This is a genomic window from Ralstonia mojiangensis (assembly GCF_023955645.1).
Classification (GTDB): domain Bacteria; phylum Pseudomonadota; class Gammaproteobacteria; order Burkholderiales; family Burkholderiaceae; genus Ralstonia; species Ralstonia mojiangensis.
Window position 1 is genome coordinate 223,199 of record NZ_JAMXHU010000002.1, and the last position, 17,579, is coordinate 240,777.

Consider the following 17,579-nt stretch of genomic DNA (forward strand, 5'->3'; position numbering starts at 1 on the left):
CGCGCATATGAATCGCTTGCACGCCCTGCAGCGGCCCGCCGTGCTGGTCTGGTTGACCGGCTTGCTGCTGTGCGCGGTCGTGATCGGGCGGACGAGCTTTACGGCGGACCTGTCGGCGTTTCTGCCGCGCTCGCCGAGTGCGGAGCAGCGCGTGCTGGTCGATCAGTTGCGCGAGGGGCTGGTGTCACGACTGATCCTCGTCGGCATCGAGGGCAGCGACGCGGCCGCCCGCGCAGCGCTGTCGAAGCAGCTCGCCGCATTGCTGCGTACCGACCTGCAGTTCAGCGCCGTCAACAACGGTGAGCCCGTGAGCGAGGCGCGCGACCGCCAGTTCATCTTCGACCACCGCTACGTGCTCAGCCCAGCTGTCACGCCGCAACGCTTTTCCGCTGAAGGCCTGCATGCGGCGCTGGGCGAGAGTCTGGACCTGCTCAGTTCGTCAGCCGGGCTGTTTGCCAAGAACATGCTGCCGCGCGACCCGACCGGCGAGGTGGCGGCACTCGTCAGCCAACTCGACAACACCGCGCTGCCGTCGTCAATGCACGGCGTGTGGACGTCGCGCGATGGCCAGCGAGCCGTGCTGGTCGTGCAGACAACGGCAGCCGGCTCCGACACCGACGCTCAGGCGCAGGCCATCGATACTGTGCGCCGCACGTTCGATGCGGTTGCACGCAAGGTACCCAACGCTGCCTCAGCACGCATCCTGATGACCGGCCCGGGCGTGTTCTCGGTTGAATCGCGCGACACCATCAAGCACGACGTGGAGCGGCTTTCCACCGTCAGCCTCGCGCTCGTGGTGGCGCTGCTGCTCACGGTGTACCGCTCGCCGCGTACGGTGATGCTGGGGTTGCTGCCGGTGCTGTCCGGCGTGGCGGCTGGCGTGGCAGCGGTCAGCCTCACGTTTGGCGCGGTGCACGGGCTCACGCTCGGCTTCGGCACCACGCTCATCGGCGAGGCAGTCGACTATTCGATCTACCTGTTCGTGCAATCTGCTCGCCTGCGTAGCGCCACCCCCAACGACAGCCTGCGCGCATGGATCACCACGTACTGGCCGACCATCCGCCTGGGTGTGCTGACCTCGGTATGCGGCTTTGCATCGATGCTGTTCTCGGGCTTTCCGGGGCTCGTGCAGTTAGGGCTGTATTCGATCGTCGGATTGGTGACGGCGGCCCTCGTCACGCGTTACGTACTGCCGCATCTGCGTGGTGCGGAAGTGGCGACGCGGGATGTGTCGCGCGTGGGGGCGTGGCTCGCACAGGCCACGCACGCTGCGCCACGTCTGCGCTGGGTGTTGGCGACGGTGCTCGTGGGCGCATGTGCGGCGCTTGCGCTGCATCGCGATGGCCTGTGGAGCCGCGAACTCGCTGCGCTGAGCCCCGTGCCCGCGAAAAGCCAGGCGCTCGACGCCAGCCTGCGCGCAGACGTGGGGGCGCCCGACGTGCGCTATCTGGTGGTGATTCCGGCCGCGGCCGAGCAGGCCGCGCTTGAAGGCGCCGAAAAGGTCGCCGCGCAACTGCAACCGTTGGTGGACAGCGGCGTGCTGGCCGGCGTCGAGAACCCTGCGCGCTATCTGCCGAGCGATGCTACGCAGCGCGCGCGCCTCGCAAGCCTGCCCCCTGCGGATGCACTGGCCGCCCGCATGCGCAGCGCCGTTGAAGATCAGCCGATCCGCGTGAAGCCTGATCTCTTCGCCCCGTTTATCGCCGATGTAGACGCGGCACGCGCGCAGCCCCTTTTGCGGCGCGCAGACCTGAAGGGCACATCGATGGCATTGGCGGTGGACGCACTGCTCACAGAACGCGCCGGCCAATGGAGCGCCATGCTGCCGTTGCGCGCACCATCAGCCGCGCCGGCCGCCACGAAGAACGCACCCAACTCGTCCAGCCTGGATGCCGCGCCGATTCGAGCCGCCGTCGAGCATGCGGCCGTGCCGGGCGCGCTCTTCGTCGACATGAAGGCCGAGGCTGATCGGCTGTACGTGAACTACGTGCGAGAAGACCTTCGCCTGTCGCTGGCCGGTTTCGCAGCGATCGCCTTGCTGCTGCTCGTGGCGTTGCGCTCACCGCAGCGGACGCTCCGCGCGCTGGCGCCCCTGGTGGCGGCGGTGCTGGTGGTGACGGCCGGCTTTGCGCTGGCGCGCGTGCCGCTGACCATCCTGCATCTGGTGGGCATGCTGCTGATCGTGGCGGTGGGATCGAACTACGCGCTGTTTTTCAACCAACGCACGCAGGCCATTGCGCCGCAGACGCTGGTGTCATTACTGGTGGCTAACCTGGCGACCGTGGCGGGCTTCGGCCTGCTGGCATTCTCGCGGGTGCCGATGTTGGAAACGTTCGGGTTGACCGTCGGGCCCGGCGCCATGCTCGCGCTGGTGTTTGCTGCCATCCTCGCGCCACGCACCAATCACGAACAGCACGCTGCAGCATGAACACGCCGATCACCCCACCACTTGGCACCGCCCGCCGCTGGACGCCGACGCCGCTGATCAGCGGCACGCTCGCGCTGCACGCGGGCGCGGCGGTTGCCGTTGCGGCCGCCCCCTCAACATGGCCATGGGCGGGCTGCAGCGTCATCGCCTCGCATCTGGTGCTGATGGCCGGTGGACTGTGGCCGCGCAGCGCATGGCTCGGCCCGAACTGGACGCATCTGCCCGCCACGGCCGGCCAACAGATCGCGTTGACTATCGACGACGGTCCTGACCCCGATGTCACGCCACGCGTGCTGGACGTGCTCGACCAGCACGGCGCCAAAGCCACCTTCTTCTGCATCGGCGAATTGGCGCAGCGGCACCCGCGCTGCGTCGAGGCCATCGTCGTGCGTGGGCATGCGGTGGAAAACCACAGTCAGCGCCATCGGCATACGTTCTCGCTGCAGGGGCCGGGCGCGTTGCGGCGCGAGATTGCTGCCGCGCAGGACACGCTCGCGCAGATCGCCGGCACGCGCCCGCTGTTCTTTCGGGCGCCAGCCGGACTGCGCAATCCGTTTCTCGAACCCGTGCTGTGTCAGCTTGGCTTGCAACTGGCGAGCTGGACGCGCCGCGGCTTCGACACCCGCTCGCATAACGCCGACGCCATCGCCCAGCGCCTGCTGCACGGTCTGGCGCCGCAAGACATCCTGCTGCTCCACGATGGGCATGCGGCGCGCGATGCACACGGCACGCCCGTCATATTGACTGTGTTGCCGAAGGTGCTCGAAGCCGCCGCCCACGCGCGATTGCAGTGCACGACCTTGCGAGCTGCCCTCGCGCAGGCGCCCGCGCAGGCCACCCGCTCGCAAATGGCCATTTGATAAAATTTGTCAACGATTGGCGCCCCGTCTGCTCCGTCAGCTCACCCCACAATTGCCGCGACAATCTCTCCAGTGAAGCCTGTCCTGCTCACACATTTCACCGCCACAAGCTGCCTCGGACGTGGCCTTGACGCCACGCTCGACGCGTTGCGCGGGCAACGTGGCGGGCTCAAGCCGTGTGACTTCCCACGCGCCGAACTCGACACGTGGATCGGCGAAGTGCCTGGCGCGGATGCCACGCCCGTGCGCGCAGACCTGCGCGAGTTCGACTGCCGCAACAACCGGCTTGCGCAGATCGGCCTCACACAAGACGGTTTTGCCGAGGCTGTCGAAGCCGCCAAGGCACGCCATGGCGCCGCACGCGTCGGCGTGTTCCTTGGCACCAGCACGTCGGGAATTCTCGAAACCGAACGCGCCTACCAGCAGCGCGATCCGCAAACGGGCGCGCTGCCGGCGAGCTTTCACTACGCACAGACGCACAACATTTATTCGTCCGCCGCGTTTGTGCGGGCGTACTTTGGGTTGAGCGGACCGGCCATGGTGATCTCGTCGGCGTGTTCGTCGGGGGCCAAGGTGTTTGCCTCGGCGCGGCGCATGCTGGCCGCGGGCCTGATCGATGCGGCGGTGGTGGGCGGCGTCGATTCGCTGTGCCTGACTGCGCTGTACGGGTTCAACTCGCTGGAGCTGCTGTCGCGGCAACCGTGCCGGCCGTACGATGCGGCGCGCGATGGCATCTCCATCGGCGAGGCCGCAGCCTTTGCGCTGCTGGAGCGCGCCCCCGAGGCGAAGGGCGCGCTGGACGACGATGCAATCCTGCTGCTCGGCGTTGGCGAATCGAGCGACGCGCATCACATGTCCTCGCCGCATCCGGAAGGGCTGGGCGCACGCGCTGCCATGATGCAAGCGCTGGCCACAAGCGGCTTGGCCGCCACGGACATCGACTACATCAACCTGCACGGCACCGGCACGCCCAGCAATGACGCAGCAGAGGCGCGCGCCATCCAGGCGATGTTCGACGGCACGGCGTGCAGCTCGACCAAGGGTGCGACCGGCCACACACTGGGCGCGGCGGGTGCATTGGAAGCCGTGATCACAGCGCTGGCGCTGCGCCATCAATTGCTGCCGGCCGGCATCAACACCACGCAGCCGGACCCGACCTTGGCCATCAACTACCTGACGTCGAGCCGCCACGCCCGTGTTCGCACAGCGCTCAGCAACGCCTTTGGATTTGGTGGCACGAATTGCAGCTTGATCTTCGGCCGCGCAGACCACGTGGGCCTGTCATCATGACCCGACTGAGCGCCTTCATCGAGAGCATCGGCGTGCTGGGCCCCGGTCTGCGGGATTGGCCGCACACCGCCGACGTGCTCACCGGTCGAACACCATACGCACACGCACCGACCGAGTTGCCGCCGCCAGCCGGGCTGCCGGCGGTCGAGCGCCGCCGCACGGGGCCCGTAGTCAAACTGGCGCTGGCAGTCGGCCACGAGGCCGTCGCAGCCAGCGGACGCGATGCCGCCACGCTGGCCACGGTCTTCAGTTCATCCGGCGGCGATGGCCAAAACTGCCACGCCATCTGCGAAACCCTGGCGGGCGACGATCGCAAGCTTTCGCCCACGCGCTTCCACAACTCCGTGCACAACGCGCCAGCCGGCTACTGGAGCATCGCCACGCACGCGATGGCGCCGTCCAATGTGCTGTGTGCGTACGACGGCAGCTTTGCCGCCGGCCTGCTGGACAGCCTCTGTCAGGTCGCGATTGACGCCACCCCCACCCTGCTGATCGCGTATGACAGCGACTACCCGGAACCGTTGAACGCGGTGCGGCCCGTGCCCGATGCGTTTGCGGTGGCGATGGTCCTTGCGCCCGAAGCCGGCCCGCGCACGCTCGCGCGCATTGACGTCGCGCTGACCGACGCGGCATCGACTGCATTGGCACAACCCGGGCTCGAAACGCTGTGGCAGGGCAACGCAGCGGCGCGTGCACTGCCGCTGCTGGAAGCGTTGGCGGCGCGGCGCGCAGCCAACGTCGTGCTCGACTATCTGCCCGAGACCCGCGTGCAGGTCGACATCACCTTCGGCACGCCATGACGTCAAGCACGCAGCCATCTCCCCCACTCGACCGCGACTGGATCGCAGCTCGCATTCCGCACAGCGGCACGATGTGCCTGCTGGACGCGGTCGTCGCCTGGGACGACGCACACATCCATTGCAGCGCCACGAGCCATCGTGACGCTGCCAATCCGCTGCGCTCGTACGGTCAATTGGCCGCGGTCTGTGGCATCGAATACGCCGCTCAGGCGATGGCCGTGCATGGCGCTCTGTGCGATGCTGCGCAAGCCCGCCCGCGCGCCGGTTTTCTCGCCAGCGTGCGCAGCGTTGAAGCCCACGTCCCCCGGCTCGACACCATCGACTCGCCGCTCGACATCGAAGCCGAACGCATCGGTGGCGACGGCAACAACGTGCTCTACCGATTCACCGTGCGCAGTGGTACGCGCATCCTGTTGACCGGCCGCGCCGCCGTGGTGCTCGACGCGTCCGTTGCATGAACCTGTTTGTGAGGATTTCCGCCGTGAAAGGTCGTCTACTTTTGATCCCTGCGCTGCTGCTGGCGCTGCTCAGCTCCCTGGCCCATGCCGACTTGTCCGAGACCAAGGAGAACATCAAGCAGGACACGAAGGAAGCCGCCCGCAAGACCGGCCATGCGGCAAAGGAAGCTGGGCATGCAACGGCCAACGCTGCACGAGCGGTGGGGCATGGTGTGAAGAACGCGGCGCACGCGACCAAATGCGGGGTGAAACACGTCTTCAAGAAGCCGTGTGAGAGTGATTAGAACGGCGGCAGGTCTGCCCGCTGAAGACAACAAAAAACCCGGCGTCCTGGGCGGATTGCCGGGTTTTTGTTGTCGGGCGAGATGATCTCTAGAACGGAATATCGTCGTCCATATCCTCAAAACCATTCGACGGTGCCGGCTGGCGACGTGCACCGCCGCCCTGACCACCACCTTCACCGCCGCGCGAGTAGCCGCCGCCTTGGCCTTGGCTTTGACCTTGGCTGCGGCCACCGCCGTAGCCACCACCACCGCCGCCGCCTTCACCGCCGCGCGAGTAGCCAGCACCGCCACCACCACCGCCACCGCCCTCACCACCGCGGCCGCCGAGCATCTGCATTTGTTCTGCGACGATTTCGGTGCTGTATTGCTTCTGGCCGTCTTTTTCCCATTGACGGGTCTTGAGGCGGCCTTCGATGTAGACCGACGAGCCCTTCTTCAGGTATTCGCCGGCGATTTCAGCCAGGCGGCCGAAGAAGGCAATGCGGTGCCACTCGGTGGCTTCCTTCATTTCGCCGCTGGCCTTGTCCTTGTAGCGGTCGGTGGTTGCCACGCGAATGTTGGTGACAGCGTCGCCGCTGGGCATGTAACGCGTTTCAGGATCGGCGCCGAGATTGCCGACGATGATGACTTTGTTGACGGACGCCATGATGAGTTTCCGAAGGTAAAAAATGAAGTGATGCCGCCGTGTTGCCCGGATTAGTGTCGGCGCAATGCCGGCATCTGCATGGGGCTCGCAATTATAAGCCAGGCAAAAGCCAGCGCGGCGCAGGTTAGGAATACGGCGTGCTGCCCCGCATGCAGCAGAATCCAGCCGCCGCCCGCCCCGCCTGCAAACAGGCCCAGCGCCTGCGTCGTGTTGTACACGCCCATGGCCGCGCCCTTGCGCACGCCCGGCGCGTACTTCGATACCAATGACGGCTGCGACGCCTCCAGCACGTTGAAACCGAGGAAGTAGACCAGCAGCGCAATCGCCAGCGCGGCGAGCGTCGGATTCACCTCGCCCAGCGCCAGTTGCGCCACCATCACCAGCGCCACGGCAGACAGCAGAACCGCCTTCATCTTGCCGCGCTTCTCGGCGGCAATGATGGCCGGCACCATCAGCACGAAAGACACGCCCATCACCGGCAGGTAGATCTTCCAGTGCGAATCTACGGCCAAGCCTGCGGCTTCCAGCATGTGCGGCAGCACGACGAACAACGCCGTCTGCGTGGCATGCAGGGCGAACACGCCAAAGTTCAGGCGCAGCAGTTCGGGGTTGCGCAGGACTTCGCGGAACGGTGCCTTCACATGCTCGGGCGGATGCGGCGGGTTGGGCACAACCCACAGCACCACGCCGATGGCGACGATGGCCAGCACGCCAATCGCCGTGAACATGCCCGGCATGCCGACCCAGCGGAAGATGACCGGCGCACTCACGATGGCCACGGCAAACGACAGGCCGATGCTGCCGCCGATCATGGCCATGGCCTTCGTGCGATGTTCCTCGCGGGTGAGGTCGGCCACGAAGGCGATCACCGCAGACGAGATCGCCCCCGCGCCCTGGATGGCCCGCCCCACGGCGATGCCCGCGACGCTATGCGAAAACGCCGCCACCAGGCTGCCCACGGCAAAGATCACCAGACCCGTGACGATGACCGGCTTGCGTCCAAAGCGGTCCGATAGCCAGCCGTAAGGGATATAGAGCAGCGCCTGCGTGAGGCCATACACGCCGATGGCGAAAGCGACGAGTTGGGTGTTGTTGCCGTCAGGCAGCGTTTTCGCGAACACCGCGAAGACCGGCATGATCATGAACAAACCCAACATGCGCAGCGCGAAGATGCCGGCCAGCGAGGCAGCCGCGCGCAGCTCAAGGCCGTTCATGCGGCCGGAGGCGGAAGTCATGGATGGGGAAGCGGAGGACATGGTGCGGAAACCGCCGCGAAAACCAGGAAGAAAAGCGGCGACAAGAACACTTGAACGGTTTTACGGATTGCCCCATCTGGGAGCAGATACCAGCAAAACCGAAGTTCGGTATATTAGCAGGCTTACCCTTTTCCACCCTCCCGCCGATTGCCGCAGGCGGTCCGCACTCCGACGCCGCATTCAGCAGCACTCAGCCGCACATGGACGAAATCAAGATTCGTGGGGCCCGTACCCACAACCTGAAGAACATCAACCTCGATCTGCCGCGCAACCAGTTGATCGTGATCACCGGGCTTTCGGGGTCGGGCAAGTCGTCGCTCGCGTTCGACACGCTGTATGCGGAGGGGCAGCGGCGCTACGTGGAATCGCTGTCGGCGTATGCCCGGCAATTCCTGCAACTGATGGAAAAACCCGACGTTGACCTGATCGAAGGTCTGTCGCCGGCCATTTCCATCGAGCAGAAGGCCACCAGCCACAACCCACGCTCCACAGTCGGCACCGTTACCGAGATCCACGACTACCTGCGCCTGCTGTATGCGCGCGCCGGTACACCTTATTGCCCCGATCACGGACAGCCGCTGGAAGCGCAAAGCGTGTCGCAAATGGTGGATGCCGTGCTGGCGTTGCCGGCCGATACCAAGCTGATGATCCTGGCGCCCGTGGTGGCCAACCGCAAAGGCGAGCACGTCGACCTGTTCGAAGCGATGCAGGCGCAGGGTTTCGTGCGCTTTCGCATCCGCTCGGGCGGCGGTACCGCGCACGAGGCTGAAGCCAAGGTCTACGAAGTCGACAACCTGCCCAAGCTGAAGAAGAACGACAAACATTCGATCGAGGTCGTCGTCGACCGCGTGAAGGTCAACCCGGAACTCAAGCAGCGTCTGGCCGAGTCGTTCGAAACCGCGCTGCGCCTGGCAGACGGCCGCGCCATCGCGCTGGAAATGGACACGGGCAAGGAGCACGGCTTCAGCTCCAAGTTCGCCTGCCCGATCTGCTCATACTCGCTGCAGGAGCTGGAGCCGCGGCTGTTCTCGTTCAACAACCCGATGGGCGCCTGCCCGCACTGCGACGGGCTGGGCCAGATCACGTTCTTCGATCCGAAGCGCGTGGTGGCCTTTCCGAATCTGTCGCTGGCGTCCGGCGCGATCAAGGGCTGGGACCGCCGCAATCAGTTTTACTTCCAGATGCTGCAGAGCCTGGCGGCGTTCTACGACGTCGACATCGATGTCGCGTTTGAAGACCTGCCGCCCGAGACCCAGCAGATCGTGCTGCACGGCTCGGGCAAGCAGCAGATTCCGTTTACGTACATCAACGAGCGCGGCAAAACCACGGTGCGCGAGCACGCGTTCGAGGGGATCATCCCCAACCTGGAGCGGCGCTACAAAGAGACCGACTCCATCGCCGTGCGCGAGGAGCTGGCCAAGTACCAGAACAACCAGCAGTGCCCGGAGTGCAACGGCACCCGTCTGCGCCGCGAGGCCCGCTTCGTCAAGATTGGTGAGAGCGACCAGGCACGCGGCATCTACGAGATCAACGGCTGGCCGCTGCGCGATGCGCTCACGTATTTCCTGACGCTGAACATGCACGGCGCCAAGCGCGAGATTGCCGACAAGATCGTCAAGGAGATCACCGCGCGGCTGAACTTCCTCAACAACGTCGGGCTCGATTACCTGTCGCTGGAGCGCAGTGCCGATACGCTCTCGGGCGGCGAGGCGCAGCGCATCCGACTGGCGTCGCAGATCGGCTCGGGGCTGACCGGCGTGATGTACGTGCTGGACGAGCCGTCCATCGGCCTGCACCAGCGCGACAACGATCGACTGATCGGCACGCTCAAGCACCTGCGCGATCTCGGCAACTCGGTGCTGGTGGTGGAGCACGATGAAGACATGATCCGCGCGTCGGACTATGTGGTCGACATCGGCCCCGGCGCTGGCGTGCACGGCGGCCAGATCATCGCCGAAGGTACGCCCCAGCAAGTCGAGCAATCGCCGGCGTCGCTGACGGGCGATTACCTGTCGGGCAAGCGCCGCATCGAGGTGCCCAAGCAGCGCACGGCGCCCGATGAAGAGCGCTGGCTGCGCATCATCAACGCCAGCGGCAATAACCTGAAGAACGTATCGGCCGATATTCCGATCGGGCTGCTGACCTGCATCACGGGTGTGTCGGGTTCCGGCAAGTCGACGCTGATCAACGACACGCTGTACCACGCGGTGGCGCGCCATCTGTATGGCTCGACGCCGGAACCGGCTGCGCACGATCGCATCGACGGCCTGGAGCATTTCGACAAGGTCATCAACGTCGACCAATCTCCGATTGGCCGCACGCCGCGTTCGAACCCAGCCACCTATACGGGCCTGTTCACGCCGATCCGCGAGCTGTTTGCCGGCGTGCCGTCGGCCAAGGAGCGCGGGTATGACCCCGGCCGCTTCTCGTTCAACGTCAAGGGTGGGCGCTGCGAGGCGTGCCAGGGTGACGGCGTGCTGAAGGTCGAGATGCACTTCCTGCCCGACGTGTACGTGCCGTGCGACGTCTGCCACGGTAAGCGCTACAACCGCGAAACGCTGGAAGTGCTCTACAAGGGCAAGAACATCACCGAAGTGCTGGAGATGACGGTGGAGCAGGCGCACGAGTTCTTCGCGCCGGTGCCGGTGGTACGCCGCAAGCTGCAGACGCTGCTGGATGTTGGCCTGGGCTACATCCGCCTGGGGCAATCGGCGACCACGCTGTCGGGCGGCGAGGCGCAGCGCGTGAAGCTGTCGCTGGAGCTATCGAAGCGCGACACAGGCCGCACGCTCTACATCCTGGATGAGCCGACCACTGGCCTGCACTTCCACGATATCGAGCTGCTGCTGAAGGTCATCTACAAGCTGCGCGACCACGGCAATACGATCGTGATCATCGAGCACAACCTCGACGTGATCAAAACGGCGGACTGGCTGCTCGATCTCGGGCCTGAAGGCGGTGCCGGCGGCGGGCAGATCATCGCCAAGGGCACGCCCGAGGATGTGGCGAAGAGCAAGGCTAGCTTTACCGGCAAATACCTTGCGCCGCTGCTCAAGCGGAAGTAGGCAGGGGTATCCGGCAATAAAAAAGCGCAGCTTCGGCTGCGCTTTTTTCTGAGCATGCGGGCGTCAGTGCCCAGCCGGCGCCGTCTCGGTCTCCACGTCATCCGCGTCTTTCATACGGCTGCGGTTCAACGCCCCCGCTTCATCCAGCACCGGATACGCGGCCGCGCAGAACAACGAGTTCAACCGCTTGAAATCGCTGATGATGTCCAGATGCAGCGAACTGGTCTCGATGCTCTCGGCGGTCTGCGCGGACACCCGTGTGAGGTGACTGCGCGAGTAGCGCTTCTCCAGATCGCGGAAGTGCGCCTTCTCAAGCATCAGCTTCTGCGCGCTGCGCAGGTCCCCCGTCAGGAACACCGATAGCGCCAGCTTCAGGTTCGTGACGAGGCGTGCGTGCATGTCTTCCAGCTCTTCCATGCCGGCCTCGGAAAAGGCCAGCTTGTGGGCGATCTTCTTCTCGCGTACGTCCTGCAGCAGACGGTCGAGAATGTCGCCGGCGTGCTCCAGATTGATGGTGAGCGAGATGATGTCGGCCCAGCGTTTTCCCTCGCGCGCGTCCAGGGCTTCGTGGCTCAGCTGCGTGAGATAAAGCTTGATGGCGGTGTAGAGCGCATCCACCTCGTCGTCGATGGCGCGGGTGGTTTGCAACAGGCGCACGTCGTTGGTTTTGAGCACGCGCAGGGTGTTGTCGAGCATGTGCTCAACGCGATCGCCGATGCGCAGCACCTCGCGCGACGCATTGCCCAACGCCAACGTTGGCGTGGCCAGCGCAGAAGGATCGAGGTAGCGCGGCGCAACGAGATCGTCGATATGCGCGCCGCCCGGCAGGATCCGCGCACACAGGCGCGCCATCGTATCGGTGAAGCCGATCAGCAACACCGCCAACGCCACGTTGAACACCACATGAAACGCCACGACCACGTGCTGTGGCGCGACGCCCGCGTGCGGCGCCCACTCCGCCAGCTTGTCCAGAAAGGGCAGCGCCAGCGCGGCGCCCAGCATGCGCGAAAGCAGGTTTCCGAGCGTTGCGCGGCGTGCGGCTTGGCTCGATGAGGGCGTGGTCGCCAACGCCGCTACGGCACTCCCGATATTTGCGCCCAGCACAATCGCAAACGCCACCTTGACCGACACCGCCGCCGACGTCGCCAGCGTCGCGCAGAACAGCACCACCGCCAGACTCGAATAGCACAGCAGCGTGAGCACTGCGCCAATCAACATGTTCAGGCCGGTGTCTGACGAGAAAGAGCTCAGCAGCACGCGCAACGCATTGGCTTCCACCATCGGGCTCGACGCGACCGAGATCAGCTCCAGCGCCATCATGATCAGGCCCAGGCCGATCAGCACCCGCCCAAAGTGTCCCACCGCACTGCCCTTGCGCGACAGATGCAGGATCACGCCAAAGAAGATCAGCAGCGGCGACAGCCACGACAAATCCAGCGCAAATATCTGCGCCATGATGGCGGTGCCCACGTTGGCACCCAGCAGGATCGCCAGCGCCGACGACACGCCCATCAGCCCTTGCGCAACAAAGGCGCCGACGATGGTGGCCGTCGCGTTACTGCTCTGCACCAGACACGTCACGCCAATGCCGGCCAGCAGCGCAGAGAACCGATTCGACACGCTGCGTGACAACAGGCGGCGCAAGTCCGCGCCGTAGAGGCGCAACATGCCAACCTTGACGGTCTGCGTGCCCCACACCAACAGGGCGACGCCAGAAAGCAGCTTAAGCAGGGTGATCATTGTTGCCGTGCAGTCTTGCTTATTTAGTCAGAGCCACCCGCAGGCCCAGCCCGATGAAAATGCAGCCGCTCACCCGGTCGAGCCACAGCGAGGCACGCGGCGTGCGGCGCATCCAACCGCCCAGCGCGGCCGCGCACCAACCGTAGATGCTGAACACAACGATGGTCTGCGCCATGAACACACCGCCCAGCAGCAACATCTGCAGCGCCGCATGGCCGGCCTGCGCATCCACAAACTGCGGCAGGAACACCACGAAGAACAGCGTCACCTTGGGGTTGAGCAAATTGGCAAAGACGCTCTGGCGATACACCTGCCAGAGGTCTGGCGCCGCCTGCGCTCCAGCAGGATTCAGGCCGACGCCGCCCTTGCTGCGCAGTGCCTGGATGCCCAGCCAGATCAAATATGCTGCGCCCAGCCAGCGGATCGCCTGGAACGCCACAGGGGACGATTGCAGCACGGCGGCCAGCCCGAGCGCCGCCAGCGTCGTATGAAAGAGGCAGCCCGACGCGAACCCCGCCGCCGCCGACAGGCCCGCCTTACGGCCCTGACTTGCGCCGCGCGCGATCACTTGCAGGTTGTCCGGCCCCGGCATCACCGTGATGGCAATCGAAGTCAGCAGGAATAGCAATACGTGGGGCATCGACGTCTCCCGGGGGCGCAGGGGAAATGGAAAGGATCATGCTACTGCGCGTGGCAGTAGCGCGTCATATTTTTGTCACATGAGCGTATGCGGCTGGCGCATCACGCAAAGGCAGCGGGTGGCCGCTCAGTGTCCATCAAAGCGGCAGACCGTGAAGAGCGGCAGCCCGCCCTCAATCAGCAGTTGTGAGCCGCCCAGCTCGGGCAGGTCGACAATCGCCGCGCCCTCCACCACCGTCGCGCCCAGCCGTTCAAGCAGGCGCTTGCCGGCCATCATGGTGCCGCCGGTGGCAATCAGGTCGTCGATCAACAGGACGCGATCGCCCGGCTTGCAGGCATCGGCATGGATTTCCACCGTCGCGCTGCCGTATTCGAGCATGTACTCCTCGGCCACCGTGTTGAAGGGCAGTTTGCCTTTCTTGCGGATCGGCACAAAGCCGAGGTTCAGCTCATACGCCACGATCGAACCGAGGATGAATCCGCGCGCATCGATGCCCGCCACCAGGTTCAGCCCCTGCCCCATGTAGCGATGGACGAATACGTCTACAAGCACGCGCAGGCTCTTCGGGTCCTGCAGCAGCGGCGTGATATCGCGAAACATCACCCCGGCCTGCGGCCAGTCCGGCACCGTGCGGATGCGGTCGCGCAGGTAGCGCGATACATCGCCCAGTTCGGTGGAAGCGGGAATGGACGACGGCGTGAGCAGCGCCGCCTGGTGAGGGGGAACTTGGTTCATGGCAAAAACGGGAAAGCAGGAAACGTGGTCTGCGGTAATGGGCTACCACCCGGGCCGAATGGCGCCGAACCACAATGGGCAAACCCAAACCATACAGGAGACACGGCGATGGCAAAGAAAATTCTGATGCTGGTCGGCGACTACGTGGAGGACTACGAAGTCATGGTCCCCTTCCAGGCGCTGCAGATGGTCGGCCACACGGTGCACGCCGTCTGTCCGGACAAGCGCGCTGGCGATTCCGTCGCGACCGCCGTTCACGATTTCGAAGGCGCGCAGACGTACTCCGAAAAACCCGGCCATCGGTTCACGGTCAACGCCACCTTCGCCGACGTCGACCCGGCAACGTATGACGCACTTGTCGTGCCCGGCGGCCGCGCGCCCGAATACCTGCGGCTGAACGCCCGCGTGCTCGACGTCGTGCGGCACTTCGCCCATGCGGACAAGCCCATCGCGGCCATCTGCCACGGTGCGCAGTTGCTCTCGGCGGCGGGTGTGCTGGAAGGCAAGGCGTGCTCGGCATATCCGGCATGTGGCCCGGAAGTCACGGCGGCAGGCGGCACGTTCCAGGACATCCCCGTCGACCAGGCCCACACCGACGGCAAGCTGGTCACAGCGCCCGCGTGGCCGGCACATCCGGCATGGTTGGCACAGTTTCTTGAAGTCCTGGGCACGCGGGTTCTACACTGATCCGGTTGCCCGCACGCCGGGCGCCCCAGGAGCCCCGGCCATGTGCGAAATCTTCATCCGCGCCAATCCCCATTCGTACGACAGCCTCGCGCGTTCGCTACGCCTGCACGGCGTGGCGACCAGCGTGCGGCTGGAGTGCCTGTTCTGGGAGGTGCTCGAAGAGATCGGCCAGCGCGACGGCCTGACGGTCAACCAGCTCATCAGCAAACTCTATGACGAGTTGTTCGAGCGTCGCGGCGAGGTGGCGAACTTCGCGTCGTTCCTGCGCGTCTGCTGCCTGCGCTATCTGATGCTGCAGCAGGAGGGGCGCATTCCGGCTGATACGCGGGTGTCGATCAACTCGCTCGATGCCGCGGCGGTGCTGGACGGCCTGCCGGCCAACATGGCGGATGCCCCGCCGCCGCGCCGCTCGCGCGGGCCGCTGTTGGAAACGTTCATCAAATAAGCGCTGGCATCAACGCGGCGAGAGCCGCTCCTCCGCCATCTGCAGCCCCTCGGGGGTGCCGCGCAGCACAACGATATCGCCCAGCTCCAGCACGGTGTCCGGATCAGGATCGAGCGCGCGAATGCCCTGGCGCCGGATCGCCGTGACCGAGGTCTTGAACGTCTCCAGCCCCATCGTGCCTAGCTTGTGGCCGATGGCAGGCGAGCCTTTGGCCAAAGGCACCGAATGCAGACGCACAGCGTCGCGCTCGAGCATGTCTTCCTCGTCATCCTGGCCGTGGAAGTAGCCGCGCAGCAGGCTGTAGCGCGCGTCGCGCATCTCCTGCGCACGGCGCACCACGCGGCGCAAGGGCACGCCCAGCAGCACCAGCGCGTGCGAGGCCAGCATCAGGCTGCCTTCAATGATCTCGGGGACGACCTCGGTGGCGCCGGCTTGCTGCAGGCGATCCAGGTCGGCATCGTCAATGGTGCGCACGATCACGGGCAAGGTCGGCTCCAGCGCCTGCACGTGGTGCAGCACCTTCAATGCGGACGCCGTATCGGCATACGTAATGGCGACCGCCGCTGCACGGTGGATACCGGCGGCCACCAGCGACTCGCGCCGCGCCGCATCGCCATAGACGACATGCTCGCCCGCGGCCGCGGCCTCGCGCACGCGGTCGGGGTCCAGGTCGAGCGCGACATAGCCGATGCCCTCCTGCTCCACCATGTGCGCCAGGTTCTGGCCGCTGCGCCCGTAGCCGCAAATGATGACGTGGCGCTCGGTGGCGATGCTCTGCGCGGCGATCTTCGTCATTGCCAGCGATTGCATCAGCCAGTCCGTGCGCGACAGCCGCATGGCAATCACGTCGCTGTACTGAATCAGGAACGGCGCCAGCAGCATCGACAGCAGCATCGCCGCCAGGATCGCTTGGCCGAGCAACGGGTCGATCAGTTTCATCCCGTCAATCTGGTTGAGCAGCACGAAGCCGAATTCACCGGCCTGCGCCAGCCCGAGAGCCGTACGGATCGCCGCACCCCCACCGGAACCGAAGGCCCGCGCCAGCAGCGCAATCAGCACAAATTTGAACAGCACCGGCGCCATCACCAGGCCCAGCACCAGCGCCCAGTGCTCGAAGACCACGCGCGGGTCCAGCAGCATGCCGACGGTCACGAAGAACAGACCCAGCAGCACGTCGCGGAACGGCTTGATGTCTTCTTCCACCTGCAGCTTGTACGGCGTTTCCGACACCAGCATGCCGGCCAGGAACGCGCCCAGCGCCATCGACAAGCCCAGCCGCTCCGTCAGCGCCGCCATACCCAGCGTGACCAGCAGCAGGTTCAACATGAACAGCTCCTGCGAGCGCCGCGCCGCCACCAAGTGGAACCAGCGCGACAGCAACTTCTGCCCCAGGAACAGGATCAGCACCAGCGCAACGGTGATCTTCAGGGCTGCAATCGACAGCGTCAGAACCAGGTCGCTCGGGTTCTTGCCCAATGACGGCACCACGATGAGCAGCAGCACCACAGCCAGATCCTGGAACAGCAGCACGCTGATGATGTTGCGGCCGTGCTCGGTTTCCAGTTGCAGGCGCTCGGCCAGCATCTTCGACACGATGGCCGTGGACGACATCGCCAACGCGCCACCCAGCGCCAGCCCCGCCTGCCACGACAGCGGGTACCAGCGCGAAAGCAGCATCGATACCGGAATCGTCAGCAGCACGGTCAGCACCACCTGTGACGCGCCAAGGCCCAGCACCAGCCGTCGCATCGAACGAAGCTTGGAGAGGTTGAACTCCAGGCCGATCGAGAACATCAAGAACACCACCCCGAACTCAGCCAGGTAGCGGGTCTGAGCAGAATCGGACTCCAGCCCCGTCGCCTTCGGCCCAATCAGCACGCCCACCACCAGGTAGGCCAGCATCGGCGGCAACTGCAGCATGCGGAACAGCACCACGCCGATCACGGCGGCGGCCAACAACACGAGGGTGAGTTCCAGCGGCGAATGCATGCGACGCGAAAAACCAATCGAAAGGGGTTGGACAGGAGGGACAGCACCCACGCATCAGGACGGTGCGTGCGCCGGCGAGCACGCAGGCGCTGCAAGACCGATGCCAGGGTATAAACGAAGAACGCGATACGCGAGACGCCGCAGTACAAAAATGACGGCGTGGCGACGGGAAGAAAAGTGATTTGAAAGCTGAATGCCGCGGCGCAGCAAAACGGAGCGCCCGCACGCTCCGCGACTCCCCGCAAAGCCAGCCCCG

Annotated in this window: 15 protein-coding genes; 9 read left to right on the plus strand and 6 right to left on the minus strand. The window is 65.3% G+C overall.

The window, feature by feature from the left end:
• Positions 1–7: 7 nt before the first annotated feature.
• The 6 genes from NG898_RS07735 (at position 8) to NG898_RS07760 (ending at position 6,120) form a co-directional block, all read left to right on the plus strand.
• On the plus strand, positions 8–2,428 hold the full coding sequence (locus NG898_RS07735; protein WP_252691806.1) for an MMPL family transporter: 2,421 nt from the start codon (positions 8–10) through the stop codon (positions 2,426–2,428).
• Positions 2,425–3,288 carry a polysaccharide deacetylase family protein gene (locus NG898_RS07740; protein WP_252691807.1) on the plus strand — a complete coding sequence of 288 codons (864 nt, stop codon included), beginning with the start codon at positions 2,425–2,427 and terminating at the stop codon, positions 3,286–3,288. The genes NG898_RS07735 and NG898_RS07740 overlap by 4 nt, the downstream gene beginning before the upstream one ends.
• A 72-nt stretch (positions 3,289–3,360) precedes the next feature.
• Complete coding sequence (locus tag NG898_RS07745) at positions 3,361–4,578, plus strand: beta-ketoacyl-[acyl-carrier-protein] synthase family protein (protein WP_252691808.1); 1,218 nt, start codon at positions 3,361–3,363, stop codon at positions 4,576–4,578.
• Positions 4,575–5,378 carry a beta-ketoacyl synthase chain length factor gene (locus tag NG898_RS07750; RefSeq protein ID WP_252691809.1) on the plus strand — a complete coding sequence of 268 codons (804 nt, stop codon included), beginning with the start codon at positions 4,575–4,577 and terminating at the stop codon, positions 5,376–5,378. Before NG898_RS07745 ends, NG898_RS07750 begins: the two co-directional genes overlap by 4 nt.
• Positions 5,375–5,836 (plus strand): hotdog family protein, encoded by a 462-nt coding sequence (locus NG898_RS07755; RefSeq protein ID WP_252691810.1) that lies wholly within the window; start codon positions 5,375–5,377, stop codon positions 5,834–5,836. The genes NG898_RS07750 and NG898_RS07755 overlap by 4 nt, the downstream gene beginning before the upstream one ends.
• Positions 5,837–5,859: 23 nt before the next feature.
• The gene (locus tag NG898_RS07760; RefSeq protein WP_252692499.1) at positions 5,860–6,120 is read left to right on the plus strand and encodes a hypothetical protein; all 261 of its coding nucleotides are present in this window, start codon (positions 5,860–5,862) and stop codon (positions 6,118–6,120) included.
• Between the two features lie 88 nt (positions 6,121–6,208).
• Here the strand turns inward: NG898_RS07760 and NG898_RS07765 are convergent, their stop codons facing one another.
• Both NG898_RS07765 and NG898_RS07770 read right to left on the minus strand, forming a co-directional pair.
• The gene (locus NG898_RS07765; RefSeq protein WP_252691811.1) at positions 6,209–6,766 is read right to left on the minus strand and encodes a single-stranded DNA-binding protein; all 558 of its coding nucleotides are present in this window, start codon (positions 6,764–6,766) and stop codon (positions 6,209–6,211) included.
• 50 nt (positions 6,767–6,816) lie between these two features.
• Entirely contained in the window at positions 6,817–7,980 is a 1,164-nt protein-coding gene (locus NG898_RS07770) for an MFS transporter (protein WP_252692500.1), read from the minus strand.
• 242 nt (positions 7,981–8,222) lie between these two features.
• Between NG898_RS07770 and uvrA the strand changes: the two genes are divergently transcribed.
• Positions 8,223–11,087: an excinuclease ABC subunit UvrA gene (uvrA, locus tag NG898_RS07775; protein WP_252691812.1), complete on the plus strand. Its 2,865-nt coding sequence runs from the start codon at positions 8,223–8,225 to the stop codon at positions 11,085–11,087.
• Between the two features lie 63 nt (positions 11,088–11,150).
• Here uvrA and NG898_RS07780 read toward each other — a convergent pair whose 3' ends face one another.
• The 3 genes from NG898_RS07780 to NG898_RS07790 form a co-directional block, all read right to left on the minus strand.
• Complete coding sequence (locus NG898_RS07780; protein WP_252691813.1) at positions 11,151–12,827, minus strand: Na/Pi cotransporter family protein; 1,677 nt, start codon at positions 12,825–12,827, stop codon at positions 11,151–11,153.
• 19 nt (positions 12,828–12,846) lie between these two features.
• Positions 12,847–13,467 (minus strand): LysE family translocator, encoded by a 621-nt coding sequence (locus NG898_RS07785; RefSeq protein WP_252691814.1) that lies wholly within the window; start codon positions 13,465–13,467, stop codon positions 12,847–12,849.
• A gap of 126 nt (positions 13,468–13,593) precedes the next feature.
• The gene (locus tag NG898_RS07790; RefSeq protein WP_175537157.1) at positions 13,594–14,202 is read right to left on the minus strand and encodes an adenine phosphoribosyltransferase; all 609 of its coding nucleotides are present in this window, start codon (positions 14,200–14,202) and stop codon (positions 13,594–13,596) included.
• A gap of 108 nt (positions 14,203–14,310) precedes the next feature.
• Between NG898_RS07790 and NG898_RS07795 the strand changes: the two genes are divergently transcribed.
• The gene (locus NG898_RS07795; RefSeq protein WP_252691815.1) at positions 14,311–14,889 is read left to right on the plus strand and encodes a DJ-1/PfpI family protein; all 579 of its coding nucleotides are present in this window, start codon (positions 14,311–14,313) and stop codon (positions 14,887–14,889) included.
• A gap of 40 nt (positions 14,890–14,929) precedes the next feature.
• Positions 14,930–15,334: a ribbon-helix-helix domain-containing protein gene (locus NG898_RS07800; RefSeq protein ID WP_252691816.1), complete on the plus strand. Its 405-nt coding sequence runs from the start codon at positions 14,930–14,932 to the stop codon at positions 15,332–15,334.
• A gap of 9 nt (positions 15,335–15,343) precedes the next feature.
• On the opposite strand, the gene NG898_RS07805 is transcribed toward NG898_RS07800, so the two are convergent.
• Complete coding sequence (locus NG898_RS07805) at positions 15,344–17,323, minus strand: monovalent cation:proton antiporter family protein (RefSeq protein WP_252691817.1); 1,980 nt, start codon at positions 17,321–17,323, stop codon at positions 15,344–15,346.
• Positions 17,324–17,579: the final 256 nt, after the last annotated feature.